The sequence below is a fragment of the Couchioplanes caeruleus genome, assembly GCF_023499255.1.
Classification (GTDB): domain Bacteria; phylum Actinomycetota; class Actinomycetes; order Mycobacteriales; family Micromonosporaceae; genus Actinoplanes; species Actinoplanes caeruleus_A.
Genome location: NZ_CP092183.1, coordinates 428,604 through 452,806, shown reverse-complemented (window position 1 = coordinate 452,806; position 24,203 = coordinate 428,604). Strand labels below are relative to the sequence as shown.

Genomic DNA, 24,203 nt, shown 5'->3' with positions numbered 1-24,203 from the left:
GCTCGCCCGGGCGTCCGCTCAGAGGCGGGCGAGGGCCTTGCGCAGCGGGTCCAGGCCCAGCGATCCCAGGTTCAGCGCATCCCGGTGGAAGTCCTTGAGGTTGAACGCCGCACCCTTGCGGGCCTTGGCGTCCTCGCGCGCCTGGAGCCAGATGCGCTCGCCCACCTTGTACGACGGCGCCTGGCCCGGCCAGCCCAGATAGCGCTTCCACTCGAAGCGCAGCACGTCCTCCTGCATGCGGCAGTGCTGGCGGAGGAACTCCCAGCCCAGCTCCGGCGTCCAGCGTTCGCCCGGGTGGAAGCCGAACGGGTTGTCGCGGGGGATCTCCAGCTCGAGGTGCATGCCGATGTCGACGATGACGCGGGTGGCGCGCAGGGCCTGGTTGTCGAGCATGCCGAGGCGGTCGCCCGGGTCGGCGAGGTAGCCGAGGTCGTCCATGAGGCGTTCGGCGTACAGGGCCCAGCCCTCGCCGTGGCCGGAGCACCAGCAGAGCAGCCGCTGCCAGCGGTTGAGCAGGTCGGCGCGCTGGATGGTCTGGCCGATCTGGAGGTGATGGCCGGGCACGCCCTCGTGGTAGACCGTCGACGTCTCGCGCCAGGTCGAGAACTCGGTCTGACCCTCCGGGACCGCCCACCACATGCGGCCCGGGCGGCTGAAGTCCTCGCTCGGCGCGGTGTAGTAGATGCCGCCGTCGCTGGTGGGGGCCAGGCACGCCTCGACGGTGCGGACCGCCGGGGGGATTTCGAAGTGGGTGCCGTTGAGCTCGCTGACCGCCTTGTCGGCGACGGACTGCATCCAGTCGCGGAACGCCTCCTTGCCCGGGATCCGCCGGGCGGGGTCGGCGTCGAGCACCTCCACCGCGCGGTCCACCGTGGCGCCGGGGCCCGCGATCTCGGCGGCGACCGCGCGCATCTCGCGCTCCAGCCGGGCGAGTTCCTCGAAGCCCCAGGCGTACGTCTCCTCCTGGTCGACCTTCGCGCCGAGGAAGTACTGGGAGGCGCGGGCGTACCGTTCGGGTCCCGCCGCCTGCTTGTCGCGCCCGTACGGCGCCAGCTCGGTGCGCAGGAACTGCCCGAAACCCGCCGTGGCCGCCGTGGCCGCCGCCGCGTTGCGTTGCAGGTCGGCCAGCAGCGCGCCCTCGGCACCGAGCCCGTCGGCGAGGTTGTGGAAGAAGTTGTCGCGCTGGGGGTCCGTCCACGCGGCGCACTGCTCGGCGACCTCGAGCAGCTGGACGCGCGCGCTGGCGTTGCCGCGGCGGGCCTCCTCGAGCAGCGTGCGCTCGTACTGCTGGAGGGCACGGGGGAACGCGCCGAGCCGGGCGGCGATGTTGGCCAGCGCCTCCTCGCCCTGCACCGGCATCAGGTCGAAGACCATCCGCAGGCCGTGCACCGCGCTGGAGATGACGTTGATCTCGCTGGCCGTGTCGCCGGACTCGTAGCGGGCCAGGTCGAGGCCGAGCCGCTCCTGCATGGCGTCCTTGGCGACGTTCTCGGCCTCGGTCTCCGGGTCGATCGGGTCCAGCTCGGCGAGGGTGCGGCGGACGAGCTCGGCCTGGGCGGCGAAGCCCTCGGGCGACAGGTCGTCCAGCTCGTGGTCGTGTCCGGGCACCCCGATGAAGGTGGCGCCGGTCGGGTTGAGCGGCGCCCATTCGTCGACGTAGCGGTTGGCGAGGTCATCAATCTGTCCCACGCGCCGACCCTACGGGAGACCCCCGACAATCTGCTGGACCTATTCCGCCGCCGGGTGACCCGCCGTCCACTCGAGCAGGCGCTCGGCCGACCACGTGTTCACGACCCGGTCGGCCGGTACGCCGCACAGCGCCGCGCGCTCACACCCGTACCGTTGCCAGTCGAGCTGTCCCGGCGCGTGCGCGTCGGTGTCGATGCTGAAGAGGCACCCGGCCTCGACCGCGACGGTGAGCATCCGCTTCGGCGGATCGAGCCGGTCCGGCCGCGAGTTGATCTCCACGGCCTTGCCGTGCTCGACGCAGGCGGCGAGCACCTTCTCCAGGTCGAACGTGCTGGGCGGCCGGGTGCGCCCGCCGCGGTGCGCCCGGTCCCCCTCGCCGCCCGCGGACACCTTGCGCCCGGTCATGTGCCCGAGGATGTCGAGGTGCGGGTTGGCGATGGCGGCCAGCATCCGGCGCGTCATCTTCGGCGACTCCTCGCGCAGGTTGCTGTGCACCGACCCGACCACCACGTCGAGGCGGGCGAGCAGCTCGTCCTCCTGATCGAGCGAACCGTCGGCGAGGATGTCGACCTCGATGCCGGTGAGGATGCGGAAGCCGTCGGGCAGCGCCTCGTTCAGCCGTTCCACGTAGTCGAGCTGTTTGCGCAGCCGCTCGGCGGTCAGCCCGCGCGCGACGGTCAGCCGTGGGGAGTGGTCGGTGAGCACGAGGTACTCGTGGCCGACCTCGACCGCGGCGAGCGCCATCTCCTCGATCGGCGAGCCGCCGTCCGACCAGTCGGAGTGGGCGTGGCAGTCGCCGCGCAACGCCTGGCGCAGGGCGGCGGCCGCGCCCTTCAGGTCGGTGCCCTCCGTGGTCTCGAGCCGGCGCAGGTACACCGGCTCCTCGCCGGCGAGCGACTCGGCGATGCACCGGGCGGTCACGTCCCCGACGCCGGGCAGCTTGGCCAGCGTGCCCCCGGCCGTACGCTCGGCAAGCTCCGCGGCGGGCAACGCCGCGACCGTCGCGGCCGCCGACCGGAACGCGCGGACGCGGTAGGTCGCCTCGTTGGCCCGTTCCAGCAGGAACGCGATGCGCCGCAGGTCGGCGACCGGATCACGGGTTGGCATGCCGCCCAGCGTAGGGCTCACCGCCGCCCTCCCGCTCGCCGAACGTCGTCCTTGGCCTGCGTGAACGCCCGCGCCGGGCGGCGGACGGGGTTGCCGGGCAAAGATCGGTGTCGGTATCTTCCTCGCGCCGCGCGGCCGGTCCGGCCCGCGGGACCGCGGCTGGATCGCGCGGTGTCACGGGGGAAGGAACACCGGAGATGTTTCGTGCTGCCGCATCCGTCGTGATGCTGCTCGGCTTCTATGTGGTCGCTCTGATCCAGTTGGTCGCCGTGCTGGCGCTCGTCGTGTGGGTCTCGCTGGAGGCCAATGCCGGCGTCGGGATCAAGCTGGGCTTCCCGTTGCTGCTGGCCGTGGGCGCCACTGTGGTCGGGCTGTGGCGGGCCATCCGTACGCGCCCCGAGCCGATGCACGGGCTGGTCGTCTCGCCGGAGCAGGCGCCGGAGCTGTGGAACACCGTACGGGCGCTGGCTGCCGAGGTGGGCACGCGTACGCCCGACGAGATCCGCCTGGTGCCCGAGGTGAACGCCGCGGTCAGCGAGGACACCAAGCTGCTGGGCCTCATCGGCGGCCGGCGCCGGCTGTACCTGGGCATGCCGCTGGTGCAGGCGCTGTCGGTGGATCAGATGCGCTCGGTCGTCGCGCACGAGCTGGGCCACTACTCGGGGCGGCACACGCGGCTCGGCGCGGTGGCGTACCGCGGCCGGCTGGCGATCGGCGGCACGGTCAGCCGCATCGGCAGGTGGAACCCGGTGGGCATGATCTTCCGCGGCTACGCCCGGCTGTACCTGCTCGTCGACAACGCCGCCTCCCGGCGCCAGGAGCTGGACGCCGACCGCGCCTCGGTGCGCGTCGCGGGCCCCGAGGTGGCCATGTCGGCGCTGCGCGAGCTGCCGGTCGTCGACGCGGCGTGGGACTTCTACTTCGGACGGTACGTGGCCGGGGGCTGGGAGGCCGGGTACGCGCCGGACGACTTCTTCGGCGGGTTCGGGCAGCTCTTCGCCGCCCGCGGGGACGAGCTGGCCGAGCTGCGCGATCAGGAGCCGGAGGAGCACCGGTCGCGCTGGGACACGCACCCGTCGACGGCCGAGCGGATCGCGGTGATGCGTACGGCGCCGCAGGTGGCGCACCCGGTGGACGGCCGACCGGCCGCCGCCCTGCTGCCCTCGGTCCGGGAGGCGGGGATCGCCCTGCAGCGTGAGGTGGTGGACGTCGGCAACCGGCAGGTGCTGCCGTGGCCGCAGTTCACCGCCGCCGCGGCGACCGCCCGTCTGCAGCGCAACGCCGACCGCATCTTCCGGTCGCTGGGCCGGCTCACCGGCGCCCCGGACCCGGGGCTGGGCACGCTGTTCGACCTGGTGGCCGCGGGACGACTCGGGGAGCTGGCGGAGGAGTTCTTCCCCGGGGCGACGCGCAAGGAGGCGGCGCTGAGGTTCGCCGGGCCGATGGACATGCTGTTCGCCCTGGCGGCCGTCCGCTCCGGTACGGCGTTCTGGCGCCACTCGTGGTCGGGCCCGGCCCGGCTGACCGACGCCCAGGGCGCGGAGCTGGACTTCGAGGAGATCGCCAAGCTCGCCGTCTCGCCCGCGACGATCGACGAGGCGCGGGCCCGGCTGGCGGAGCGGGGCGTGCACGTCGAGGCGGCCGGCATCATGGAGCGCAAGGCGTCGGCGAGCGGTTCGGACGTGATCGCCGCGATGGCGAACCTGAAGGTGGACGGCGCGCACACCGACCTGGTGCTGCTGGACCGCGGGTTCCTGTTCGTGCCCGGGCCCAAGTCGACGGACCACGGCAAGAAGCGGCTGCAGGAGCTGCTCGGGTCGGCGCCGGTGGAGCAGCTGGCGGCGCGGCACCGGTTCGTGCCGTTCGAGGAGGTACGCGGCGCCGCCGTCACCAAGCGCACCCCGGTGCGGGCCGACCTGCGGATGCACGACGGCACGGTCATCGCGGTGGAGGAGCGGTGGACGGGTGAGCAGCTCGGGGACAGCCGCGAGACCCTGCTGAAGGTCCTGGACCGCTTCGCCCGGGAGACGGACGCCTAGCGCCCCGTTCGTCTCCGGCGAAGATCCGAAGGCCCGTCCGGCGTTCCACCGGGCGGGTTTTCTCATGAATTCGTCCGGTACGTGAGACGAGAGCTGTATCTGTACGACTACTCAGAGCGATCAAGTGTCGCTACGTGATGCAGTCTTTACCGCTGAGTAACAAGAATCGGGCAAAGCAGCGTACTCCATTGTGGAAGTTTCGGTTGAACCGGGTTCCCCGGGCCGATGCGTCCGCGCAACCGCGCCCAGCGCGCGTCGCGCTCGGCCCGGACGGCGGCGACGGCGCTGGTGGGACTGGTTCCGGAACCGCCTACGACCTGCCCGCCCCCGCGGTCCATCCTCCGATCAGACGAGCCAAGACTGACCCTAGGAAAGGGGTCACATGATTTTTTCTCGGATAGATTGACCCGGATCGGTGCGCTTGCACGGCTACGGAGGGTAGCCGCCGAAACGGTCTATCGCGGGCGCATGGTGGAGGAATTGGCGATGTCAGTCTCGGTGGAGAACCGGCGAGTCCGGACGCGGTCCGTGCTCGCGGCTGTTTTGACGCTTTTGATACTCGTGCCGGCGGGCATCCTGTTCGCCCGGGCCTGGGGCGACGTCTCGGACCGCAAGGAGAGCACCCGGCTCGAGCAGAAGGGCGTCGAATATCTGACCGCCCTCGGCCCACTGGTCAGCGCGCTCACCGAGGCCCAGTCCTCGGCGCTGTCCGGCGTCGCCACACCGCCGAGCTCGCTGACCTCCGCGGTCGCCGGCGTCTCCGCGGTGGACCAGCGCCTGGGCGCCGAGCTGCGGACCCGGGACCGGTGGAGCGGGCTGAAGCAGCGCATCGACCTGCTCCCCAAGGCCACCGGCGGACCGCTCGCCGTCTACCAGGCCCACGTCGAGGTCGCCGACCTGACGCTGGCCCTGTACGACGCGGTGCGCAACAACTCGGAACTGGCCCGCGACCCGGACAACGACATCTCGCACCTGCAGCAGGCGGTGGCCGACGACCTGCCCGCCGCCGTCGTGCAGATGAGCCGCATGAGCGACCTCAGCCAGCTCGTCGCCAAGGCCGACGCCCAGCAACGGGCCCAGCTCGGCCCGCAGTTCGGCGCCGCGGTGGTCGAGGTGAACACCTCGGTCAACGACCTGACCGACAACCTGCAGGCGGCGGTCGACGACACCAGCAGCCCGACGCTGAGCGGCAACCTGGTCAGCGGCCTGGACGCGTTCCGCCGCGGCGTCGAGCTGCTCACCCGCGGCGCCAACCCCACCGGCGCCCCGAACGCCTCCACCATCGCCACGGCGCAGACCCGGTTGCAGGTGTCGCTGGGCAACCTCGCCGGCATCACCACGCGGGAGATGACGCGGCTGCTGGACGACCGGCTCGACAGCCTCGGCTACCGCACCCTGGAGACGCTCGCCGCCGGCATCGCCGCGCTCCTGCTCGCGCTCGCCGCGATCATCCTGCCGCTCACCGGCCGCCGCCGCGGCGCCGCCGGGCCGTCCCCGTCCGCGCGGACTCCCGGCGAGTCCACCCGCGACATGACGGTCGGACCGGGCGGGGTCGAGCCCGGTGGTCAGATGCCGGCGTACGGCGACGCCACCCCGACACGGCGGGAGCGATCCGGTGCTCTTCGGTAAGTTCCGCATCCTCGGCAAGCTCACGCTGCTGGTGCTCGTACCCCTCATCGGGGTCGTGGCGCTCGCCGTGCCGATCGTCATCAACCGCGTCGACGTGGCGCGCGACGCACAGGGCACCTCCGACGCCGTCCAGCTCGCCACCCGGGTCGGCTCGGCCGTCCAGGAACTGCAGGAGGAACGCCTGCTGTCGGTGGGCTACCTGTTCGGCTTGGTCCAGGAACCGGAGCTGGCGGTGCAGACCGCCAAGGCGACCGACCGCATCCAGGGGCTCAAGCACCTCGACGAGCCGCTGTCGGCCGACATGACCAAGGCGGTCGACAACATCTCGAAGCTCACCGGCACCCGGGCCGGCGTGCTCGACCGGACCATCCGGCCGGACCTGATCGTCAGCGACTTCAGCGCCGTGATCAACCAGATCATCAACGCGCTCGGACTGTCGCAGAAGGCGGACCTGACCACCTCTACGGGCCGGCAGATGTACGCCCTCGAGCAGGCGCTCCGCAGCGACAACCTGATCAGCGAGGCGTCCGGTTACCTGACCTCCGCCGTGGTCACGAAGAACGCCGGCCTGGTCCGCCTGTTCTACTCGACGCTGCTGCAGCTGCAGTTCATCATCACCAACGCGCAGCCGTACTTCACCGACGCGCAGTACAAGCTCTACCTCGGCGCCCAGGACGCCTTCGCCTCGCGCGTGGGCACCCGCTTCCTGGTCGAGGCGGCCACCGACCCGGACGCGGCGATCAAGCAGCTGGGCATCCAGACGCTGTTCCCGTCGCTGCGATCCGTCATCGTCCTCGGCGGCTTCGTGGAGAAGCGGGTCGCCGCGGACGTGGACACGGTCGTGACCCGCAACCGCGACGACGCGCTGCGCACCGCCGCGCTGGTCGGCGGCGGCTCGCTGCTCCTGCTGCTGCTGGTGGTCGCGCTGTCGCTGTTCATGGCCCGCGCGGTCGCCCGGCCGCTGCGCCGCCTGACCTCCTCCGCGGAACGGATCGCCCGCACCGCCGAGGCCGAGCTGGAACGCGTGGCCGACGACGAGTACGAGGCGTCCCGGCCGATCCGCCTCGACCCGGTCGACGTGGAGGCCCGCGACGAGATCGGCGACCTGGCGCGCGCGTTCGACCGCGTGCAGACCACGGCCGCCCGGCTGGTGGAACGCCAGGTGCTCGGCCGCCGCAACGTCGCCCAGATGTTCGGGCACGTCGGGCGCCGTACGCAGAACCTGGTCGGCCGCCAGCTCGCCCTGATCGACAACCTCGAGCGCCGCGAGACCGACACCGACCGCCTGGGCGAGCTGTACCGGCTCGACCACATGTCCAGCCGTCTGCGGCGGAACGCGAGCGCGCTGGTCGTGCTCTCCGGTGGTGCCGGCGCGAACGACCACATGGCACCGCTGCCGCTGTCCGACGTCGTACGCCTCGCCCTCGGTGAGATCGAGGACTACACCCGCGTCGACGTCGAGGTGCCCGAGGAGATCGTGGTCGTACCCGCGGTCGTGGCCGACCTGACGCTGCTGCTCGCGGAGCTGATGGAGAACGCCACGTCGTTCTCGCCGCCGCACACCCGGGTCACGGTCAGCGCCACGGACCTGCACGGCGGCGCCCGGCTGGCCGTCATCGACCACGGCCTCGGCCTGTCCCCGGAACGCCTCGCCGAGGAGAACGCGCGGCTCACCCGCCGCGAGCGCCTCGACCTGGTGCCCAGTGAGGTGCTCGGCCTGTTCGTGGTCGGCCGCCTCGCCCGGCGGCACGGCGTCGAGGTCACCCTCACCGACACTCCCGAGGGCGGCGTGACCGCGTGGGTGGACCTCAAGCCGGCGCACCTCGTGGCGCGGCCCGAGCCGATGCCCGTACCGGTGTCGCCGATCCACGCGACCGTGCCCAGTCAGCACAGCGAGTTCGCCCCGTTGATCGCCGGCGGTTCCGTCCGGTCGGTGCCGGGCAGCGCCCAGCCGTTCGACCCGAACGTGCTGACCCGGGCCACCCGCACGCTGGAGGCGGCCCGGAGCTGGAACGCCTTCGCCGTCCGGCCGCAGCTGGAGGCGGCCCCCACCGACCACCAGGTCTTCGAGGCGACGCCGGTGGCGGGACGGTTCCCGGCGGCGCTGCCGGAGCTGCCCGCGGCCGGCCGGTACGCCGAACCGCAGCGTCCCGTGGTGGAGGCGCCGATGGACGCGTTGTACCAGCGTCCGCAGCCGGTGGCCGACTTCCGGCTGCCCGCGCCCGCGCCTGCACCGGTCAGCCCGACGCCGGTGAGCTCGACGCCCGTACCCCCGGCGGTCGTGCCGCAGCCCCGCACGAGCCCGGAGTCGCGGAACGGCACGGCCGCCCCGCTGCGCCGGCGCGTGCCCGGCAGCCAGCTGCCCGCCGAGACCGGCCCGAAGCTGCCCGCCGCGCCGCCGACCTCGGACGACGCGCTCGCGGCCCGGGAGGCGTTCGACGCCTTCGAGGCGGGGGTGTCCCGCGCCAAGTGGGACGTCATCGAGCAGGACATGTCGGCGCCGCCGGCGGTGGGTCACCCGCCGCTGACCCGGCGGGTGCCCGGCGCGACGCTGCCGGTCAGCGAACCCATGCCGGCCCCACCGACCGCATCAGCCCAGCCGCTCGATCCGGACGCCGCCCGGGCGCTCATGGAGCAGTTCGAGTACGGCGTAGCCCGAGCACTGCAGGACAGCCAGCCACAACCCGAGGGACAACCGCGATGACTTCCCCCTACTCCACCGACACCGGCAACGGGCGCGACTACGCGCAATCCCAGCTCAGTGCGGAGGCGAAGACCTTCAACTGGCTGCTGGACTCGTTCACGTCCGGCACCGCGGGCGTCGTCGAGGCCATCGCCGTGTCCTCCGACGGGCTGCTGATGGCGATGTCGGCGATCAAGGACCGGCCGAACGCCGAGCGCCTCGCCGCGGTGGTCTCCGGCCTGACCAGCCTCGCCGGCGGCGCCGCCAGCTGGTACGCGCTGGGCAGCCTCAACCGGGTCATCATCGACATGGCGGACGGGTACCTGCTGGTCACCGCGATCAGCGCCGGCTCGGTGCTCGGCGTGATCGCCGACCGCTCGGCCAACCTCGGCACGCTCGCGTACGAGATGACGCTCTTCGCCACCCGGGCCGGCGGCGCCCTCAGCCCGCGCCTCATCGCTGAATTGAAGAACGCCGTTCAGCAATGAGCTTCCCGGCCGACCCCGACGACCCGGACCACCCGGCGACAACGGGTGTCCGGCCGTTCCTGCGCAACACGGGCCCCGGCGTGCGGTACGAACCTGCGCCGGCCCCGGCCCCCGGCCCCGCGCCCGGGGAGCCGCCCGGCGAGCACACGACGTCGCTGCGGCCGTTCGTCATCACGTCCGGCCGGGTCGCGGCCGTCGATCCCGCCATCGGGCTGGAGACGCAGGTCAGCGCGCACCCCGGCGCGTTGTCCGCGCGGCTGTCACCCGAGCAGCGGGCCATTGTGCACCTGTGCGGTGAGCCGCTGTCGGTGGCCGAGATCTCGGCCCGGCTCCGGCTGCACTTCGGCGTCACGCGGATCCTGGTCGGTGATCTGCGGGCCGCCGGCCACCTGGACGTACACGTGTTGGAGAACGACTTCCCCGACCCCGAGACCATCATGCGAGTGATCCGTGGACTTCGATCCATTTCCTGAGAGCCGCGTCGTCGGCACCGCGCGCGTACCGGGCGCGCCGCAGCGGACCGCACCGCCGGTGCCGGTCAAGATCATCGTTGCCGGCGGCTTCGGCGTCGGCAAGACGACCACCGTGGGCGCCATCTCGGAGATCTCACCGCTGACCACCGAGGCCGAGATGACCATGGAGTCGGTCGGCGTCGACGACCCGGGGCAGGCCACGGCCAAGACCACCACCACGATCGCGATGGACTTCGGGTGCGTCACGATCGACCAGACGCTGAAGCTGTACCTGTTCGGCACGCCGGGCCAGTCCCGCTTCGCGTTCATGTGGGACGATCTGGTCCGCGGCGCCCTCGGCGCGCTCGTGGTGGTCGATACGTCCCGGATCGACGACTGTTATCCCGCAGTGGATTATTTCGAGCGCGCCGGACTCCCGTTCGTCGTGGGGGTCAACACGTTCAACGGGCAGACGGGCTACAACCTCGACGAGGTGCGCTGGGCGCTCGCCGTCCGGGACGACGTGCCGGTTCTGCAGTTCGACGCCCGTTTCCGCGGGTCCGTCCGGGACGCCCTGCTCGTGGTGCTCGACCAGGCCCTCGACAAGGCCATGCGGATGCGATCGTCGTAAGGTGTGCGCCGAGTCGCTGGTCGCCCGGTTCACAAACCGCCCTCCGAGCGGGCACAGTGATACGGGGCGACCGCGTGTGACGGGAGGACGGTGACGTGCGAGGCGGACTGGACGACGCGCTCGACAGGCTGGCGCGCCGGGACGAGCTGCGCCGCCGTGCCGCGGGCGAGGCCACGGGCACCCCGCCGGCCGTGACGGAGCTGGTTGAGGCGATCGCCGCGGTCGTCGGACGCAACCCGGAGCTCGCCGTGACCGTCGGTGTCGAGGGCGCGGGTGACCCGGTGCTGCTGCACTTCGGGGTCGAGGACGGCATCGTGCAGGTGCGCGCGGACAACTCGGTGGCGCAGCGCGCGACGGAGCCCAGCCGCGACGACTACATCGACATCGACCTCGTCGAAGAAGCCGAGCCGGAGCCGTACGCGCCGCCGAACGGCTACACGTTCGGTTCGCCGGTCGTCTCGCCGGTCGTGGAGCCCGAGCCGACGGGTTCGCACCGCTACGAGGAGCCCCCGCCGCACCCGTTCGCGGCCACCCCGCCGCCGGAAGTGCCCCCGCAGACGACCCGGCCGATCCATCCCGAGCAGCACCGGGCCCCGCAGGAGCCGAGCGCCGCCGAGCGCGCCCCCGAGCCGCCGCGCGGCATGCCGACGCCGCTGCCCGAGCCGGTCCCGCTGCGGGTCAGCGAGGAGGAGACGGAGATGGCGGCCCGGCGCCTGGCCGCCCTGCTCCGCGAGGACCCGACGCTGCTGCGCGCCCAGGACTGATCGCTCAGGACTGATCGCGTCCGAGGATCGCCCGCTCCACCCCGGCGACCCGGTCGGCGAGCAGGCCCACCGCGCCGACCGCCCGGGTCATCGGGTCGTCCTCCGCGCCGCCCAGCGCCTGCTCGCGCCGGAAGGCCGCCTTGACCTCTTCCCAGCGGGCGGCCTGCTCGGGGGTCAGCCGGCCGCGCAGCTCGGCGAGCTTCAGCAGGTTGGCCTCCGCTCCCGTGGTCAGCGTCTGCGCCTCGCCCCGGTAGTGGTCGTCGACCACCGCATCGAGCTCGGCGTCGTTCATCACCGGGACGATGCGCTCCGCCAGCTTGTTCATGTTGCGGTACGAGCCCTGCAGCTTGAACGGCGGCTCGGTGCGGGCCGCGTCCGACTGCGCCGCCGAGGCGATGTACGTCTGGTTGTTCCGCAGCACGATCCGCTGCACCCGCCGCATCTTGCGCAGCACGGACAGCACCTGCTCCAGCTCCGTCGCCGAGTACGCGTGGCTGAGCCGGTCGGGGCGTACCGAGTCGTCGCCCTCGGCGAGGCGCACGAGCAGCGGCAGGTCGCCCCGATCGCGGGCGGACAGCGGCGCGAGCACCGGGTTGGAGGTGAGCGCGTTCTCCAGGTACGACATCTCGAACGCGTCCTCGCGCCCGGACAGCACGTCGCCGAGGTTCCACACGTCGGCCCGGTTCGCCAGCATGTCGGGGATCCGGAACCGGGTGCCGCTCTCGGTGTACGGGTTGCCCGCCATACACACCGCGAACCGCTTGCCGCGCAGGTCGTACGTGCGCGTCCGGCCGTCCCAGACGCCCTCCATCCGCCGCTGCGCGTCACAGAGCGAGATGAACTTCTGCAGCAGCTCGGGCGAGGTGTGCTGGATGTCGTCGAGGTAGAGCAGGACGTTGTTGCCCATCTCCAGGGCGAACGAGATCTTCTCGACCTCCTGGCGGGCCGTGGCGTCGGGCGCGTCCGCCGGGTCGAGCGAGGTCACGCCGTGCCCGAGCGCCGGCCCGTTGACCTTGACGAAGACCAGGCCGAGGCGGTTGGCGACGTACTCCATGAGGGTCGTCTTGCCGTAGCCGGGCGGTGAGATCAGCAGCAGCAGGCCGGACTGGTCGGTGCGCTTGCCGTCGCCGGCGGCGCCGAGCTGGCGGGCCAGGTTGTCGCCGATCAGCGGCAGGTAGACCTCGTCGAGGAGGCGGTTGCGCACGAACGCGGACATGACGCCGGGCTTGTACTCGTCGAGGCGCAGGCGGTCGCGTTCGGCGGCGGCCAGGGCGGTCCGCTGCTTCTGGTACGCCCGGTACGCCGGCATCCGCTCCTCCCGGAACCGCCGGGTGGCCGCGAGGAACTCGTCGAGCCGTACGGTCAGCCGCCCGCCCGCCAGCCGCGGGTGCGTCGACAGCAGCCCCTCGACGGTCTCGCTGATCGCCGCCGCGGAGTCGTACCGGGTCAGCGCCGTCCCGGTCAGCTCGATCGCCACGGCCTCGACGAGGTCGCTCGCGTCACCGGCGTCCGGGTGCGCCCGGTGGAACGCGGACAGCCAGGCGTGCACGACCTGCCGCCGCGAACCGGGGTCGGCCTCCAGCGCGCGGAGATCCTCCGCGAAGGACCGCGCCGCCTCGGGGGACAGCGCGCGGTGGAAACGGTCGAGGAATGTCCGGGCGGAGGCGCTGGTCACGAACCCGGCGGGGGCGCTCGCCAGCTCTTCCACGAGGTACTCACCGACGGCCGGTTCGGCGTCCGCGGCGGAGGCGAGGGCCGCGCAAAGGTCCGCGAGGTCCTGACCGGCGCCGAAGAGCTCACGGGCCCGGACGAGGGAACCGGCGCGGACAGCCCACGACGACTGTTGGTCGGCCGGGAGCGCAGCCCAGAAGAGCTGCGCGGCGGCCCGCACGGGCGCCGGGAAGCGCAGGAGGCCGGCCGCCGCGTGCAGCCGGGTCACGGCGCCGAGGATAAGGGCGGCGTCGCTGTCGTGGACGCCGCGTTCGTAGCCCTCGTCGTAGCGGGCCTCGGCTCCCCGGCGTACCAGATCACGCACTGTGCCGTCCGCCAGCGCGGCCGCCGCGCCCGCCGGGTCGCCGGCGAACAGCGCCGCGGCCAGGTGTTCGGCGCGGGAGACCTCCGGCGATTCCGAGATCAGCGGCTGGTCCCAGAACTGCCGGGTGGCCCGGAACGCCTCGTCGCGGACGGGCGCCCGGAAGTCGGTGCCAGTGACGGCGAACGCCAGCTCGGGCCCGTCGGGCACGAGCGTCAGGTCGATCGCCTGCGTGTTCACCGCGAACGTGTGCCGGCCGAGCGTGATGGTGGTGCCGTCGGCGCCGTACAGGTCGAGCCGGTCGCGCAGGGCCCGGCCGGCCTCCTGCCGCGCGGCCTTGACGCGCCCGTCCAGCTCCTCGGCCCGCACGGTGTCGCCGAGCGTACGCAGCTCCTCGGCGACCTGCCGCAGCTTGGCCACCATCGGGTCGGTGGCGAAGTACGTGTTGACGTCGTCGACCGTGCCCAGCGTGGCGACCCGGCGCTGGACGCTGGCCAGGGTGCGCTGCGCCGAGCCGAACAGCCGGTCGGCGCGGCGGGCCCGCTCGTCCAGCAGCGCCTGCCGCCGGGCCGCGAACGCCTCGTAGACCTCCGTACGCTTCGCGGCCAGCTGGTCGGCGAAGTCGTCGAAGTCGCCGAACCGGGACTCCAGCGCCTCGACCTGCAGCATCAGCTTGGCCAGCTGCTCGTCACCGCGTTCGGGGGTGTCGGCGGCGGCGAGCCCGGCGGTCACGGACTGGCCCAGCAGGGCGAACTCGGCGGCGAACGCGGCGCGGCCCTCGGCGGCGGCCAGCTCGCGCCGGCGGGCGTCCAGCGTGGCCCGGGCGCGGTTGACCCCGCCGAGGATCTCGCCGATGTGCTCGAGGATCGCCACCCGGACGGTGGCATCGGCGATGTCGAGGCCGCCGACGACCTCGGTGACGACCTGCAGCCCGTCGGCCTGCTCGGTGAGGCGTCCGGCCACCGGCGCGCCCTCGGCGACCGTGGTGATGGCCGCCGCGTCCGCGACGAGCTGCTCGACCGACTGCTGGTACCCGGTGAACGCGTCGTCGCGCCGGAGGAACTCCACGGCCCGGCGTGCGGTGGAGTCGACCTCGGCGGTGAGTTCGGTGTCCAGCGCGTCGAGCCGGGCGGTGTCGGCGTACCGCATCTCGCGCAGGGTCACGATGCGGCCCTGGGCCTGCCGGAGCGCGGCGAGCTGGCGGATCCAGGCGTCGGTGCTGGTGGGCACCTCGCCGCGGGCCCGGCGGATCAGTGAGGTCGTCGCCGCGGCCGCGTCGTCCACCGCGGCGGCGGCCTGTGCGGTCAGCTCCTGCACCGACTCGAACTCGTCGAGGACCTGCTCGGCGGTGGCGCGGACCTCGGACAGCGGGGCGCTGAGCTGCTCCAGCTCGGCCTCGGTGAGCCAGTGGTAGTTGTCGAAGAGCCGGGTGCAGGCCGCGATGATCGCCTCGAAGACCGGCCCGGACGGGCTCATCTCCTCGACCATGCGGGCCACCGACAGCGCGTCCGCGATGCCGCGGACCAGGTCGGCATTGCCGACGCGCTCCAGCGGACCCTCGCCGACCGGCTGGGCGGCGGCGAAGGTGTCCGAGACGTACGGCGTCTGCCACACCTGCATCGGGTGCACGCGGGTCGGCTCGTCGGACCCGGCCCGGAAGGCGACCAGCGTCCCGTCGTCGAACAGCGAGTAGCCGTGGCACGCGATCGGGGTGGCGACCTCCTTGCGGATCACGTTGTACGGCAGCAGCAGGTAGCGTCCGGCGGCCCGGGCGTGGAAGACGTACAGCACGTCCTCGCCGTTGACCGACCGCACGACCCGCTCGAACTCGAGGTCGGCCACGTCGGCGTCGAACGTCTTGGCGACGCCGGTGGACAGGTAGTAGCCGCCGGGGAAGATGACGCCCTGGTCCTCGGGCAGCCGCTGGCACGCCTGCCCGATCCCGTCCAACCGGACCACGTCACGGGTACGCGTGTTGAACACCAGGTACCGGTGCTGGGTCTCCTTGTACGGCAGCACCCGCAGCAGGATCAGCGCGCCGATCCGGGCGTACGCGATCTCCCCGTCGGCGAGGCTCTGCAGCGGCTCGTCGACGGGCTCGGAGAAGATGCCCTCGCCGTCCTCGGTGTTGTTCTCGATCTTGACGGTGAGCGTCCCGCCGACCGTCTCCACGAAGACCTCGTCCTCGATCGACACGTGCGGGTGCCGGCCGAGGATGTGCTGCTCACGGGTGGTGAGGCGCCACTCGAAGTCGTGCGAGGGCGGGAAGACGTGGTCGCGTTCGCCGCGGTTGTCCACGTACGACACCCCGTCGGTGCCGACGCGCCAGCGCAGCACCTTGAGGTCGTCGGCGCGGGCGCCGGTCTGGAAGACGGCCAGCAGCACACCCTCCAACCGGCGCAGCTGCAGCAGATGCGTCTCGCGGTAGTAGCGGTACAGCTCCGCGAAGTCGCGCAGGAACTGCGGATCGTCGAGCAGCCCTGGCAGCGTCGTCTCGTGGAACTTGCCGTCCGCGAACCCGTGCACGGCGAACACGTCGGCGACCGTGGTCTCGGTCTTCAGCCCGATGAACACGTTGTAGCCGAACAGCATCGCGCCGCCGACCTGCACGACGTCGCGCGGCACGCAGTTGTTCTCCGTACGGATCCGCTCCGCGCCGAGCAGCCGCATCTGCTGCCCGCCGAACGTCTCCATCCGGCGGGTGTTGAGCACCTCCGCCCGCGCGGCCAGCTCCTTGGCCTGTGCCCCGAGCCGGCCGCGCAGGACCTCGTAGGTGCCCGCGTCGAGGGTCCCCGTGGTCGCGTCGGTCACCGGGACGCCGGCACCTTCGCGTCGGCGAGACCCATCTCCTGGGCGGCGGCGAGGAGCTCACGCAGCTTGCCGGAGTCCTCGCGGCCGGCCTTGATCTGCTGGGTGAGGAACGCCGACAGCGTCAGGTTCGCCACGTCACCGGTGTTGACCGCGCCGACCACCCGGCTGAGGTCGTCGGCGAAGTTCGCCGAGCCGTCCAGGTAGCGCGCGCCGAGCCCCTGCACGACGTCGGAGTGCTGGACGAAGCCGTCGATGCTCTTGCCGAGCGTGATCGAGCCGACCAGCTTGTCGAAGAACACCGAGTCGCCCCCGACGATGTCGATGTCGGCCTTCTCGAGCCCGGTGGCGATGAGCGTGGCCTGCGCCTCGGCGATGTCCTTGTGCACGTGGATGCCGGCGAGCCGGATCTCCTTCTCCATCTCCAGCCGCAGCCGGTACTCCTCGTGCCCGCGGCTGGCGTCGTCCAGCGCCGCCATCGCGCCGGCCTTCTCGTGCAGGCCCTCGGCCTCGCCCTTGAGCTTCTCGCGGATCGCCTCGGCGGCGACCAGCGCCTTCTCCCGCTCCACGGCGGCCTCGGCGCGGCCCGTCTTCTCGACGACCTCAGCGTTGCGCTCGCGCACCTGCACGTCGGCGAGGCCCGCGGCGGCCGCCTCGGCCTGCGTACCCTCGGCCAGCCGGATCTTCGCGCGGGCGTCCAGCTCGGCGGCCTGCTGGCGGGCCTCCGCCAGCACCAGTTCCTCGCGGGCCTTGAACTTCGCGGCGGCCTCGGCCGCCTCCGCGGCCTTGATGTCCTTGACCAGGGCCTCCTGCGCCTCGGCCTCGGCGTTGATGATCACGGCCTGCCGGGTACGCTCCGCCTCCTCGACGACGCGCAGCCGCTTGATGTTCTCCTCCTGCTCGGCGACGGTCTTCTCGACGGCGATGCGCTCGCGGATCACCTCGGCGATCGAGCGCTTCTCCGCCTCGACCTCCTTGTCCTTGGCGATCGTGGAGAGCTGCGTCTCCCGCTCGCGGCCGATGACCTCGAGCATCCGGTCCTTCTCGATGCGCTCGGTCTCGATCGCGATGACCCGCTCGCGGTTCTTCTCGGCGACCGCGATCTCCCGGGCCTTGTTCTCCTGCTGCACCCCGAGCTGCTGTTCCGTCTGCAGGTGGGCACCCTCGGCGCGGAGGCGCTCCTGGGCGTGCGCGAGGGCGATCTCGGCCTCCTCGCGGGCCCGCATGGTCTCGATCTCCCGGCGCTGCTTGATCTCCGCGTCGGCCTGCCGGCGCTCCAGCTCGAGGATCGCCTCCTTGGCGTCCACGTTCTGCCGGGTGATCTCCTTCTCCTCGTTGCGCCGGTAGTCGTTGGTGCGGACCGACTCGATCGCGGTGAGCTCGGTGATCTTCCGGATGCCCTGCGCGTCCAAAATGTTCTTCGGGTCGAGCGACACCAGCGGCGTCTGCTCCAGGAAGTCGATCGCCGCGTCCTCGAGGCTGTACCCGTTGAGGTCGGTGCCGATCACCTCGATGATCTGGTCCCGGAACTCGTTGCGCTTGGTGTAGAGGTCGACGAAGTCCAGCTGCTTGCCGACGGTCTTCAGCGCCTCCGAGAACTTCGCGTTGAACAGCTCCTGCAGCGTCTGCTCACTGCTGGCCCGGGTGGTGCCGATCGCCTGCGCGACCTTGATGACGTCCTCGGTCGTCTTGTTCACCCGCACGAAGAACGTGATCCGGATGTCCGCGCGGATGTTGTCGCGGCAGATCAGCCCCTCCCGCCCCGTCCGCGAGATCTCGATCGTCTTCACCGAGATGTCCATGACCTCGGCCTTGTGCAGCACCGGCAGCACGACCGCACCGGTGAACGTGACGTCGACGCGGCGCACCTTGCTGACGATCAGCGCCTTGCCCTGCTCCACCTTGCGGAACATGCGGCTGATGAAGAACACGACGCCGAGCGCGATGAGCAGCACCACGGCGATGAGCACACCGATACCGGTGGAGACCACGTCCATGCAGATGTCCTTTGATTGTCGGCGCTAATTGCTGGCGATGTCGGCGGGGATGATCCAGAAGAAGTCGCCGTCGGGGTCGACGTCGTAGAGCACGGCGACCGTGCCGGCACGCAGGTCGTCGTCGCCGGCCTGGCGGACCTGCACGATGGCGGAGGAGCCGTCGGGCGCGTGCACCTCGGCCTGCCCGAACGTGCGGGTGACCCGCCCGGTGCGCACGACGCAGGTCAGCCCGAGGAAGTCGGCCCGCGACGGCTCTGCACCGGCGGGCAGGAAGCGTCTGATGAGCACGACGGCCAGGCGCGCGACGACCCACGCCACGACCACGGCGGCGGCCAGCACGAGCGCGGCCGGGATGGCCCCGAGCAGCTGCGAGCCGGCGAGCGTGGCGAACCACGCGAAGACGACGAGCAGGGAGATGACGACCGAGGCCGGCACCCCGCCGAGCCCCAGGAACCCGAGGAAGCCGCCCTCACCGCCGGCGCCGTCACCATCGGGGTCGGCGCCGCCCACGACGACGACCAGCCAGTACCCGATGACGACGACCAGTAGTGGCGTGAGCACGACGGTGGGGAAGCTGAGCGCAGCCTCGAAGAACCCACCCATGAATCAGCCCCGCCCCCGTGACACAGCCGCCGGATCGATCTCCTGCGGTGACGTCGATGATGACAGGCCCGTTCAAGCGGGTCCCTCCCCCGTCAGGACAAGATCGCGGGAGGCCGTACCGGGTCAGTCGTCTGTGAGGGCGAGCGTGTCGGGGAGCTCGAGGAGGACTTCCCGGCGGTCCGGGTCCCGGGTGAGGTCCGCCTGTTCCTCGATGTAGTCGATGAGTTCGTCGCGGTCGGCGTCCGAGAGGTCGTCGAGGGTGGCCGCCAGGTCGTCGAGGAGCGTCGTCGCCGTACGGGGGTCGATCTCGTCGTCGCTCGACAGCTCGATCGCCACTGCCAGGTCGATCAGCGCCCGCACCAGGATCCGGTTCACGCACGCAGCATAGACCTCACCCAGAGTCACAGGAACCGCCGCCAGGAGCGCGCGTGCTGCGTAACGGCCGCTATCACGGAAAGTCACTGTCGGCGCCGCCGCCGATCCGCCCGATTCGCCGGCGCGACATAGGCAGTTGGCCCGATTTTGCCCGTATTGCGCCGCCTGAGATGTCTGAGATGGGCCGAACAGTCAGTTCGGGCCGTCGCTCCGGTCGCCGCCCTTGTATCACGCTACGTAGCACCCTAATGTCCTGATACGTCCGAGAGCGCGGCAAGCGTTACCCGGTCGACAACACGGTCAGTCACAGCAGGGAGGGCAGCGATGACGGCAGCGGACAGCTGGTTCCTCGTGGTCACCGGGTACGCGGTCCTGCTCGCCTGGCCGGTCTCCACGCTCGCGCTGGTCAGCTTCGCCGTCCGGTACGCCGCGTCACACCGCCGTACGGTCGTCGAGCAGTCGCTCGCGCACGGTGACGGCACCCCCGAGCACTTCTGGATCATCGTGCCGGCGCTGAACGAAGAGGTCGTCGTCGGCAACACCGTGAACGCGGCGCTGAGCCTCGGCGGCCCCGGGGGCACGCTCGCCCGGGTGCTCGTGGTCGACGACGGGTCGGACGACCGTACGCCCGACGTGCTCGCGGCCATCGACCACCCGCGGCTGCGGGTGCTGCGCCGGGAGCTGCCGGAGGCGCGCAAGGGCAAGGGCGAGGCGCTGAACGCGGCGTACCGCTACATCGCCGAGCGCACCGCCGAGTCCGGTGTGGACCCGGCCAGGGTGGTCGTCGGCATCATCGACGGCGACGGCCAGGGCAGCCGCAACATCCTGCTCGAGATCTCCCGGATGATGCGCGACCCGCGCGTCGGGGCCGCCCAGGTCCAGGTACGCATCCGCAACCGCACCAAGCTCCTCGGCGCGGTGCAGGACCTCGAGTTCGGCGCGATCGTCAACGCCTGCCAGAGCCTGCGCGACACCATCGACACCGTCGGGCTCGGCGGCAACGGGCAGTTCACCCGCCTCTCCGCGTTGCTGGCTCTCGGCGACGCGCCCTGGTCGGCCTGCCTCGTCGAGGACCTGGAGCTGGGGCTGCGCATGCACCTCGGCGGCGTCGGCATCCGCTACACGTCGCGGGCCTCGGTCACCCAGCAGGCCGTCGTCGACCTGCGCCGGCTCACCCGTCAGCGCACCCGCTGGGCGCAGGGCAACCTGCAGTGCGCCCGCTACCTGCGCCGGCTGTTCGCGTCGCGGCAGATCGGCGTCACCTCGCTGCTGGAGATGCTGCACTACCTGGTCTCCCCGTGGCTCAACGCGCTGGTCACCGTGGCCCTCGTGGCCGGCGTGTCGGTCGCCGCGGCCGGGCTCGTGGCGGGGCACCCGATGCCGTACCTGCGGTCCTGGGACGCCCTCGCCGACAGCGCCGGGATGTGGTTCGCGGTCACGTTCTTCCCCGGCTTCATCTGGGCGCTGGTGCACCGCTACCGGCTGCGCGACGAGTCCCTGCGCCGGCTGCTCACCGCGGCGGTCGCGTACCCGATCTTCCTGCTCCTCGGACTCGTCGCGACGTACCGCGCTCTTGCCCGGCAGGCCCGTGGACAGCAGTCCTGGGCCAAGACCGAGCGGCTCGCCGAAGAGCCGCTCGAACACGCTCCATCCCTTGCCCTGGCCGCCTGAAGGTTTTCCCCCCGAACCTGGAGACAAAGGCATGTCGCTCCCCTCGCTCCCCTCGCTCCCCGAAGTGCACCTCATCGGCGGTACCCGTCCCGAAGCCGTCAAGCTGGCCCCGGTTGTCCTCGCGATGCGCGACGCCGGCCTGCTCACCCCGGTCCTGGTCGCCAGCGGCCAGCACCCCGCGATGGTCGGGCAGGCGCTGGCCGCGTTCGGCCTCACCCCCGACGTCACGCTCCAGGTCGAGCGCGGCACCGGCGGCCAGGCCGAGCTGCTCACCGCGATGATCCGGCAGCTCGACGAGCTGTGGCAGGTCCGCACGCCGGCCGCGGTGATCGTGCAGGGCGACACCACCACGAGCCTCGCCGGGGCGCTGGCCGCGTTCTGGCGCCGGATCCCCGTGGTACACCTCGAGGCCGGGCTGCGCTCGGGCGACCTCGACTCGCCGTTCCCCGAGGAGGCGAACCGGCGGCTGGTCGCCCAGGTCGCCGCGCTGCACCTGGCGCCGACGCCGCTGGCCGCGATGAACCTGCTCGACGAGAACATCGCCACGACCGACGTGCTGATCAGCGGCAACACCGTCGTGGACGCGACGCTCGCGGTGGCCGCGCGGCGGATGCCGTACGAGAACCCGCAGGTCGCCGCCACCCGGGCCGGCAGCACCAACCGCCTCGTGCTCGTCACCGCCCACCGGCGCGAGTCCTGGGGCGCCCCGCTGGACCGGATCCTCACCGCGGTCCGCGAGCTCGTCGCCCGCTACCCGGACATCGACGTGATCCTGCCCAGCCACCCGAACCCCGCGGTCCGCGCCCAGGTGGAGGCCGGGCTGGCCGGGATCGAGCGGGTCACGGTCACCGACCCGCTGCCGTACCCGGACCTGTCGCGCCTGCTGTCCGAGGCGTACCTGGTGCTGACCGACTCGGGCGGCATCCAGGAGGAGGCGCCGTCGTTCGGCGTACCGGCCCTGGTGCTGCGGGACGTGACCGAGCGGGTCGAGTCGCTGCACGCCGGCTGCGCCCGGCTCGTCGGCTCCGACCCGGAGCTGATCGTCAAGGAGGCGTCCGTGCTGCTCGACAGCCGGGTGCGCCGGGACGCGATGACCGCGGGCGGCAACCCGTACGGCGACGGGCTCGCGGCCGCCCGTACCGCCCAGGCCACCGCCGCACTGCTCGGCCTCGCCGAGGCTCCCGCACCGATGCCCGCCCTGGAATCCCCCGCCACTGCCACGTACGGAGCGTTCTGATGCGTACCCCGAAGTTCTCCCGCCGGGTCCTGCTCGGCGCGACCGTCGCGCTCACCGCGACCGCCGCCCTCGGGCTGGGCGTGGTCAACGCCGACGCCGCCGAACGCACCGCGACCACGACGCCGGCCGCGAAGTCCGGCAAGGCGGCGCCGGGCGGCGGCACCGCCAGGACGCTCGTCCTGTACGACACTACCGGCGACTACGGCTGGATGGGCGAGGTCTACGCCACCCAGACCGCCAACCTGGCCTCGCACTTCGGCTCGTGGACCGCCGCGCCCGTGGCGGGCTACAAGGCGAACGACCTGTCGGCGTACACCGCGGTCGTCTACCTCGGCTCGACGTACGACGAGCCGCTGCCGGCCGCGTTCCTGGACGACGTCGCCGCCACCACCAAGCCGGTCACCTGGGTGTTCGACAACATCTGGCAGCTCGCCTCGCGGGACGCGACGTTCGCGGCGGCCCACGGCTTCACCAGCGGCGCGTTCGACTTCTCGGACGTGGCCCAGGTCGACTACAAGGGCACGAAGCTCACCCGCGACACGGTGAACAAGTCCGGGATCATGAACCTGTCGATCACCGACGGGGCGAAGGTCAGGACCCTGGCTTCCGCCGTACGCCCCGACGGCACGTCCTTCCCGTGGGCGGTGCAGTCCGGCAACCTCACGTACGTGGGCGAGATGCCGTACGCGTACGTGGCCCACGACGACCGCTACCTGGCCTTCGCCGACCTGCTCTTCGACTCGCTCGGCGACACCGGGGTGTCCCGGGAGCGGCACCGCGCGCTGGCCCGCATCGAGGACGTCGGCCCCGACTCGGACCCCGACGAGCTGCGCGCGATCGCCGACTACCTGTACGCCCAGAAGGTCCCGTTCAGCGTCGCCGTCTACCCGCGCTACCGCGACCCGAAGGGCGTGCAGAACAACGGCAAGGCGCAGGACTACACGCTGCTGCAGCGGCCGAAGGTCGTCTCCGCCCTGCGTTACATGCAGCAGCGCGGCGGCACCCTGCTCATGCACGGCTACACCCACCAGTACGGCTCCGCGCCCAACCCGTACGACGGCGTCAGCGCGAACGACTTCGAGTTCTACGCCGCGCACGTCGACGCGAACGACAGCGTGATCTACGACGGCCCGGTCGCCGGTGACTCCGCCGCGTTCGCCGCCAGCCGCATCGCCTCCTCCGGGCTGACCTTCGCGCTGGCCGGGCTGGGCGTGCCGACGACGTTCGAGTTCCCGCACTACGCCGGCAGCGCGGTCGACTACCAGACCGTGAACTCGGTGCTGGGCAAGCGCTACGACCGGGGCCTGTACTTCCCCGGCGTGCTCGGCGGCGGGAAGATCGACTACACCCGCCAGTTCGGCCAGTTCTTCCCGTACGCCGTCCGCGACGTCTACGGCTCGGTGGTCATCCCGGAGAACATCGGCAACGTCGAGCCCCTGCCGTTCAACAACCACCCGGCCCGGCTCCCCGCCGACCTGCTCGCCTCGGCGCAGCGCAACCTGGTCGTCCGCGACGGCGTGGCCAGCTTCTTCTACCACCCGTACCTCGGCACCGACCACCTGAAGCAGCTGGTGCCGGGCATCAAGAACCTGGGCTACACCTTCGTCACCGGCGACTCGATGGTCGCCAACTGACATGGAGGTGGCCGACTTCTACGCCCGGTCCTGGGTCTCCCGGGACCGGGCGGCGGTGCGCCGGCTGATCGCACCGGACGCCGGGATCGAGTGGAACCTCGGCGTCCCGGTCGACGACGAGGAGCTGGTGCAGACCCTGCACCGGATCGCCTCGTTCGCCGACTCGGTCACCGTCGTCTCCGCCGTGCACGCCGGCGACCGGACCGTCCTGATCTACGACTGCGCAGCGCCGTTCGGGACGGTCCGGATCGCCGAGTTCCTGACGGTCGCCGACGGCCGGATCACCGAGGTCCGCCAGGCGTGGGACCTCGTGGCGCTGGCCCGGTACTTCGCGGGCCTCGCCGAGACGGACTGACCGCGAGGG

General features: G+C 72.0%; 17 protein-coding genes. 11 read left to right on the top strand and 6 right to left on the bottom strand.

Annotation, left to right across the window (positions count from 1 at the left end):
• Window positions 1-18: 18 nt before the first annotated feature.
• Together COUCH_RS02140 and COUCH_RS02135 are read right to left on the bottom strand one after the other, a co-directional pair.
• Window positions 19-1,689 (bottom strand): DUF885 domain-containing protein, encoded by a 1,671-nt coding sequence (locus COUCH_RS02140; protein ID WP_249610433.1) that lies wholly within the window; start codon window positions 1,687-1,689, stop codon window positions 19-21.
• A 39-nt stretch (window positions 1,690-1,728) separates the two neighbouring features.
• Complete coding sequence (locus COUCH_RS02135) at window positions 1,729-2,796, bottom strand: PHP domain-containing protein (RefSeq protein ID WP_249610432.1); 1,068 nt, start codon at window positions 2,794-2,796, stop codon at window positions 1,729-1,731.
• 197 nt (window positions 2,797-2,993) lie between these two features.
• Between COUCH_RS02135 and COUCH_RS02130 the strand changes: the two genes are divergently transcribed.
• From COUCH_RS02130 to COUCH_RS02100, 7 genes are all read left to right on the top strand, one after another.
• Window positions 2,994-4,835, top strand: a complete 1,842-nt coding sequence (locus COUCH_RS02130; RefSeq protein ID WP_249610431.1) for a M48 family metallopeptidase — start codon at window positions 2,994-2,996, stop codon at window positions 4,833-4,835.
• Between the two features lie 561 nt (window positions 4,836-5,396).
• Window positions 5,397-6,464 (top strand): hypothetical protein, encoded by a 1,068-nt coding sequence (locus tag COUCH_RS02125; protein ID WP_249610430.1) that lies wholly within the window; start codon window positions 5,397-5,399, stop codon window positions 6,462-6,464.
• On the top strand, window positions 6,451-9,168 hold the full coding sequence (locus COUCH_RS02120) for a sensor histidine kinase (protein ID WP_249610429.1): 2,718 nt from the start codon (window positions 6,451-6,453) through the stop codon (window positions 9,166-9,168). The genes COUCH_RS02125 and COUCH_RS02120 overlap by 14 nt, the downstream gene beginning before the upstream one ends.
• The gene (locus COUCH_RS02115; RefSeq protein WP_199510132.1) at window positions 9,165-9,635 is read left to right on the top strand and encodes a roadblock/LC7 domain-containing protein; all 471 of its coding nucleotides are present in this window, start codon (window positions 9,165-9,167) and stop codon (window positions 9,633-9,635) included. The genes COUCH_RS02120 and COUCH_RS02115 overlap by 4 nt, the downstream gene beginning before the upstream one ends.
• Window positions 9,632-10,108, top strand: coding sequence for a DUF742 domain-containing protein (locus COUCH_RS02110; protein WP_249610428.1), 477 nt, complete (start codon window positions 9,632-9,634; stop codon window positions 10,106-10,108). Before COUCH_RS02115 ends, COUCH_RS02110 begins: the two co-directional genes overlap by 4 nt.
• A complete protein-coding gene (locus tag COUCH_RS02105; protein ID WP_249610427.1) occupies window positions 10,086-10,718 on the top strand; it encodes a GTP-binding protein in 633 nt (210 codons plus the stop codon). Before COUCH_RS02110 ends, COUCH_RS02105 begins: the two co-directional genes overlap by 23 nt.
• Window positions 10,719-10,813: 95 nt before the next feature.
• Window positions 10,814-11,482: a hypothetical protein gene (locus COUCH_RS02100; protein ID WP_249610426.1), complete on the top strand. Its 669-nt coding sequence runs from the start codon at window positions 10,814-10,816 to the stop codon at window positions 11,480-11,482.
• Between the two features lie 4 nt (window positions 11,483-11,486).
• On the opposite strand, the gene COUCH_RS02095 is transcribed toward COUCH_RS02100, so the two are convergent.
• The 4 genes from COUCH_RS02095 to COUCH_RS02080 form a co-directional block, all read right to left on the bottom strand.
• Complete coding sequence (locus COUCH_RS02095) at window positions 11,487-16,325, bottom strand: DNA repair ATPase (protein ID WP_249610425.1); 4,839 nt, start codon at window positions 16,323-16,325, stop codon at window positions 11,487-11,489.
• On the bottom strand, window positions 16,322-18,319 hold the full coding sequence (locus COUCH_RS02090) for an SPFH domain-containing protein (RefSeq protein WP_249610424.1): 1,998 nt from the start codon (window positions 18,317-18,319) through the stop codon (window positions 16,322-16,324). The genes COUCH_RS02095 and COUCH_RS02090 overlap by 4 nt, the downstream gene beginning before the upstream one ends.
• A 24-nt stretch (window positions 18,320-18,343) precedes the next feature.
• On the bottom strand, window positions 18,344-18,922 hold the full coding sequence (locus tag COUCH_RS02085; protein WP_249610423.1) for a hypothetical protein: 579 nt from the start codon (window positions 18,920-18,922) through the stop codon (window positions 18,344-18,346).
• Between the two features lie 123 nt (window positions 18,923-19,045).
• Entirely contained in the window at window positions 19,046-19,297 is a 252-nt protein-coding gene (locus COUCH_RS02080) for a hypothetical protein (RefSeq protein WP_249610422.1), read from the bottom strand.
• Window positions 19,298-19,621: 324 nt separating this feature from the next.
• On the opposite strand from COUCH_RS02080, the gene COUCH_RS02075 reads away from it, so the two are divergent.
• Genes COUCH_RS02075 through COUCH_RS02060 form a run of 4 tightly spaced genes read left to right on the top strand, consistent with a single transcriptional unit; the run spans window position 19,622 to window position 24,194 of the window.
• The gene (locus tag COUCH_RS02075; protein ID WP_249610421.1) at window positions 19,622-20,968 is read left to right on the top strand and encodes a glycosyltransferase; all 1,347 of its coding nucleotides are present in this window, start codon (window positions 19,622-19,624) and stop codon (window positions 20,966-20,968) included.
• Between the two features lie 31 nt (window positions 20,969-20,999).
• A complete protein-coding gene (wecB, locus tag COUCH_RS02070) occupies window positions 21,000-22,205 on the top strand; it encodes a non-hydrolyzing UDP-N-acetylglucosamine 2-epimerase (RefSeq protein ID WP_249610420.1) in 1,206 nt (401 codons plus the stop codon).
• Window positions 22,205-23,839 carry a DUF2334 domain-containing protein gene (locus tag COUCH_RS02065; RefSeq protein WP_249610419.1) on the top strand — a complete coding sequence of 545 codons (1,635 nt, stop codon included), beginning with the start codon at window positions 22,205-22,207 and terminating at the stop codon, window positions 23,837-23,839. The genes wecB and COUCH_RS02065 overlap by 1 nt, the downstream gene beginning before the upstream one ends.
• Before the next feature lies 1 nt (window position 23,840).
• Window positions 23,841-24,194 carry a nuclear transport factor 2 family protein gene (locus tag COUCH_RS02060; protein WP_249610418.1) on the top strand — a complete coding sequence of 118 codons (354 nt, stop codon included), beginning with the start codon at window positions 23,841-23,843 and terminating at the stop codon, window positions 24,192-24,194.
• Window positions 24,195-24,203 lie beyond the last annotated feature (9 nt).

What these genes read in the sequence shown, in the direction of transcription:
- COUCH_RS02135 (WP_249610432.1), bottom strand. Translation starts at nt 2,796, where the DNA reads ATGCCAACCCGTGATCCGGTCGCCGACCTGCGGCGCATCGCGTTCCTG.
- COUCH_RS02130 (WP_249610431.1), top strand. Translation starts at nt 2,994, where the DNA reads ATGTTTCGTGCTGCCGCATCCGTCGTGATGCTGCTCGGCTTCTATGTG.
- COUCH_RS02115 (WP_199510132.1), top strand. Translation starts at nt 9,165, where the DNA reads ATGACTTCCCCCTACTCCACCGACACCGGCAACGGGCGCGACTACGCG.
- COUCH_RS02110 (WP_249610428.1), top strand. Translation starts at nt 9,632, where the DNA reads ATGAGCTTCCCGGCCGACCCCGACGACCCGGACCACCCGGCGACAACG.
- COUCH_RS02090 (WP_249610424.1), bottom strand. Translation starts at nt 18,319, where the DNA reads ATGGACGTGGTCTCCACCGGTATCGGTGTGCTCATCGCCGTGGTGCTG.
- COUCH_RS02085 (WP_249610423.1), bottom strand. Translation starts at nt 18,922, where the DNA reads ATGGGTGGGTTCTTCGAGGCTGCGCTCAGCTTCCCCACCGTCGTGCTC.
- COUCH_RS02075 (WP_249610421.1), top strand. Translation starts at nt 19,622, where the DNA reads ATGACGGCAGCGGACAGCTGGTTCCTCGTGGTCACCGGGTACGCGGTC.
- wecB (WP_249610420.1), top strand. Translation starts at nt 21,000, where the DNA reads ATGTCGCTCCCCTCGCTCCCCTCGCTCCCCGAAGTGCACCTCATCGGC.
- COUCH_RS02065 (WP_249610419.1), top strand. Translation starts at nt 22,205, where the DNA reads ATGCGTACCCCGAAGTTCTCCCGCCGGGTCCTGCTCGGCGCGACCGTC.
- COUCH_RS02060 (WP_249610418.1), top strand. Translation starts at nt 23,841, where the DNA reads ATGGAGGTGGCCGACTTCTACGCCCGGTCCTGGGTCTCCCGGGACCGG.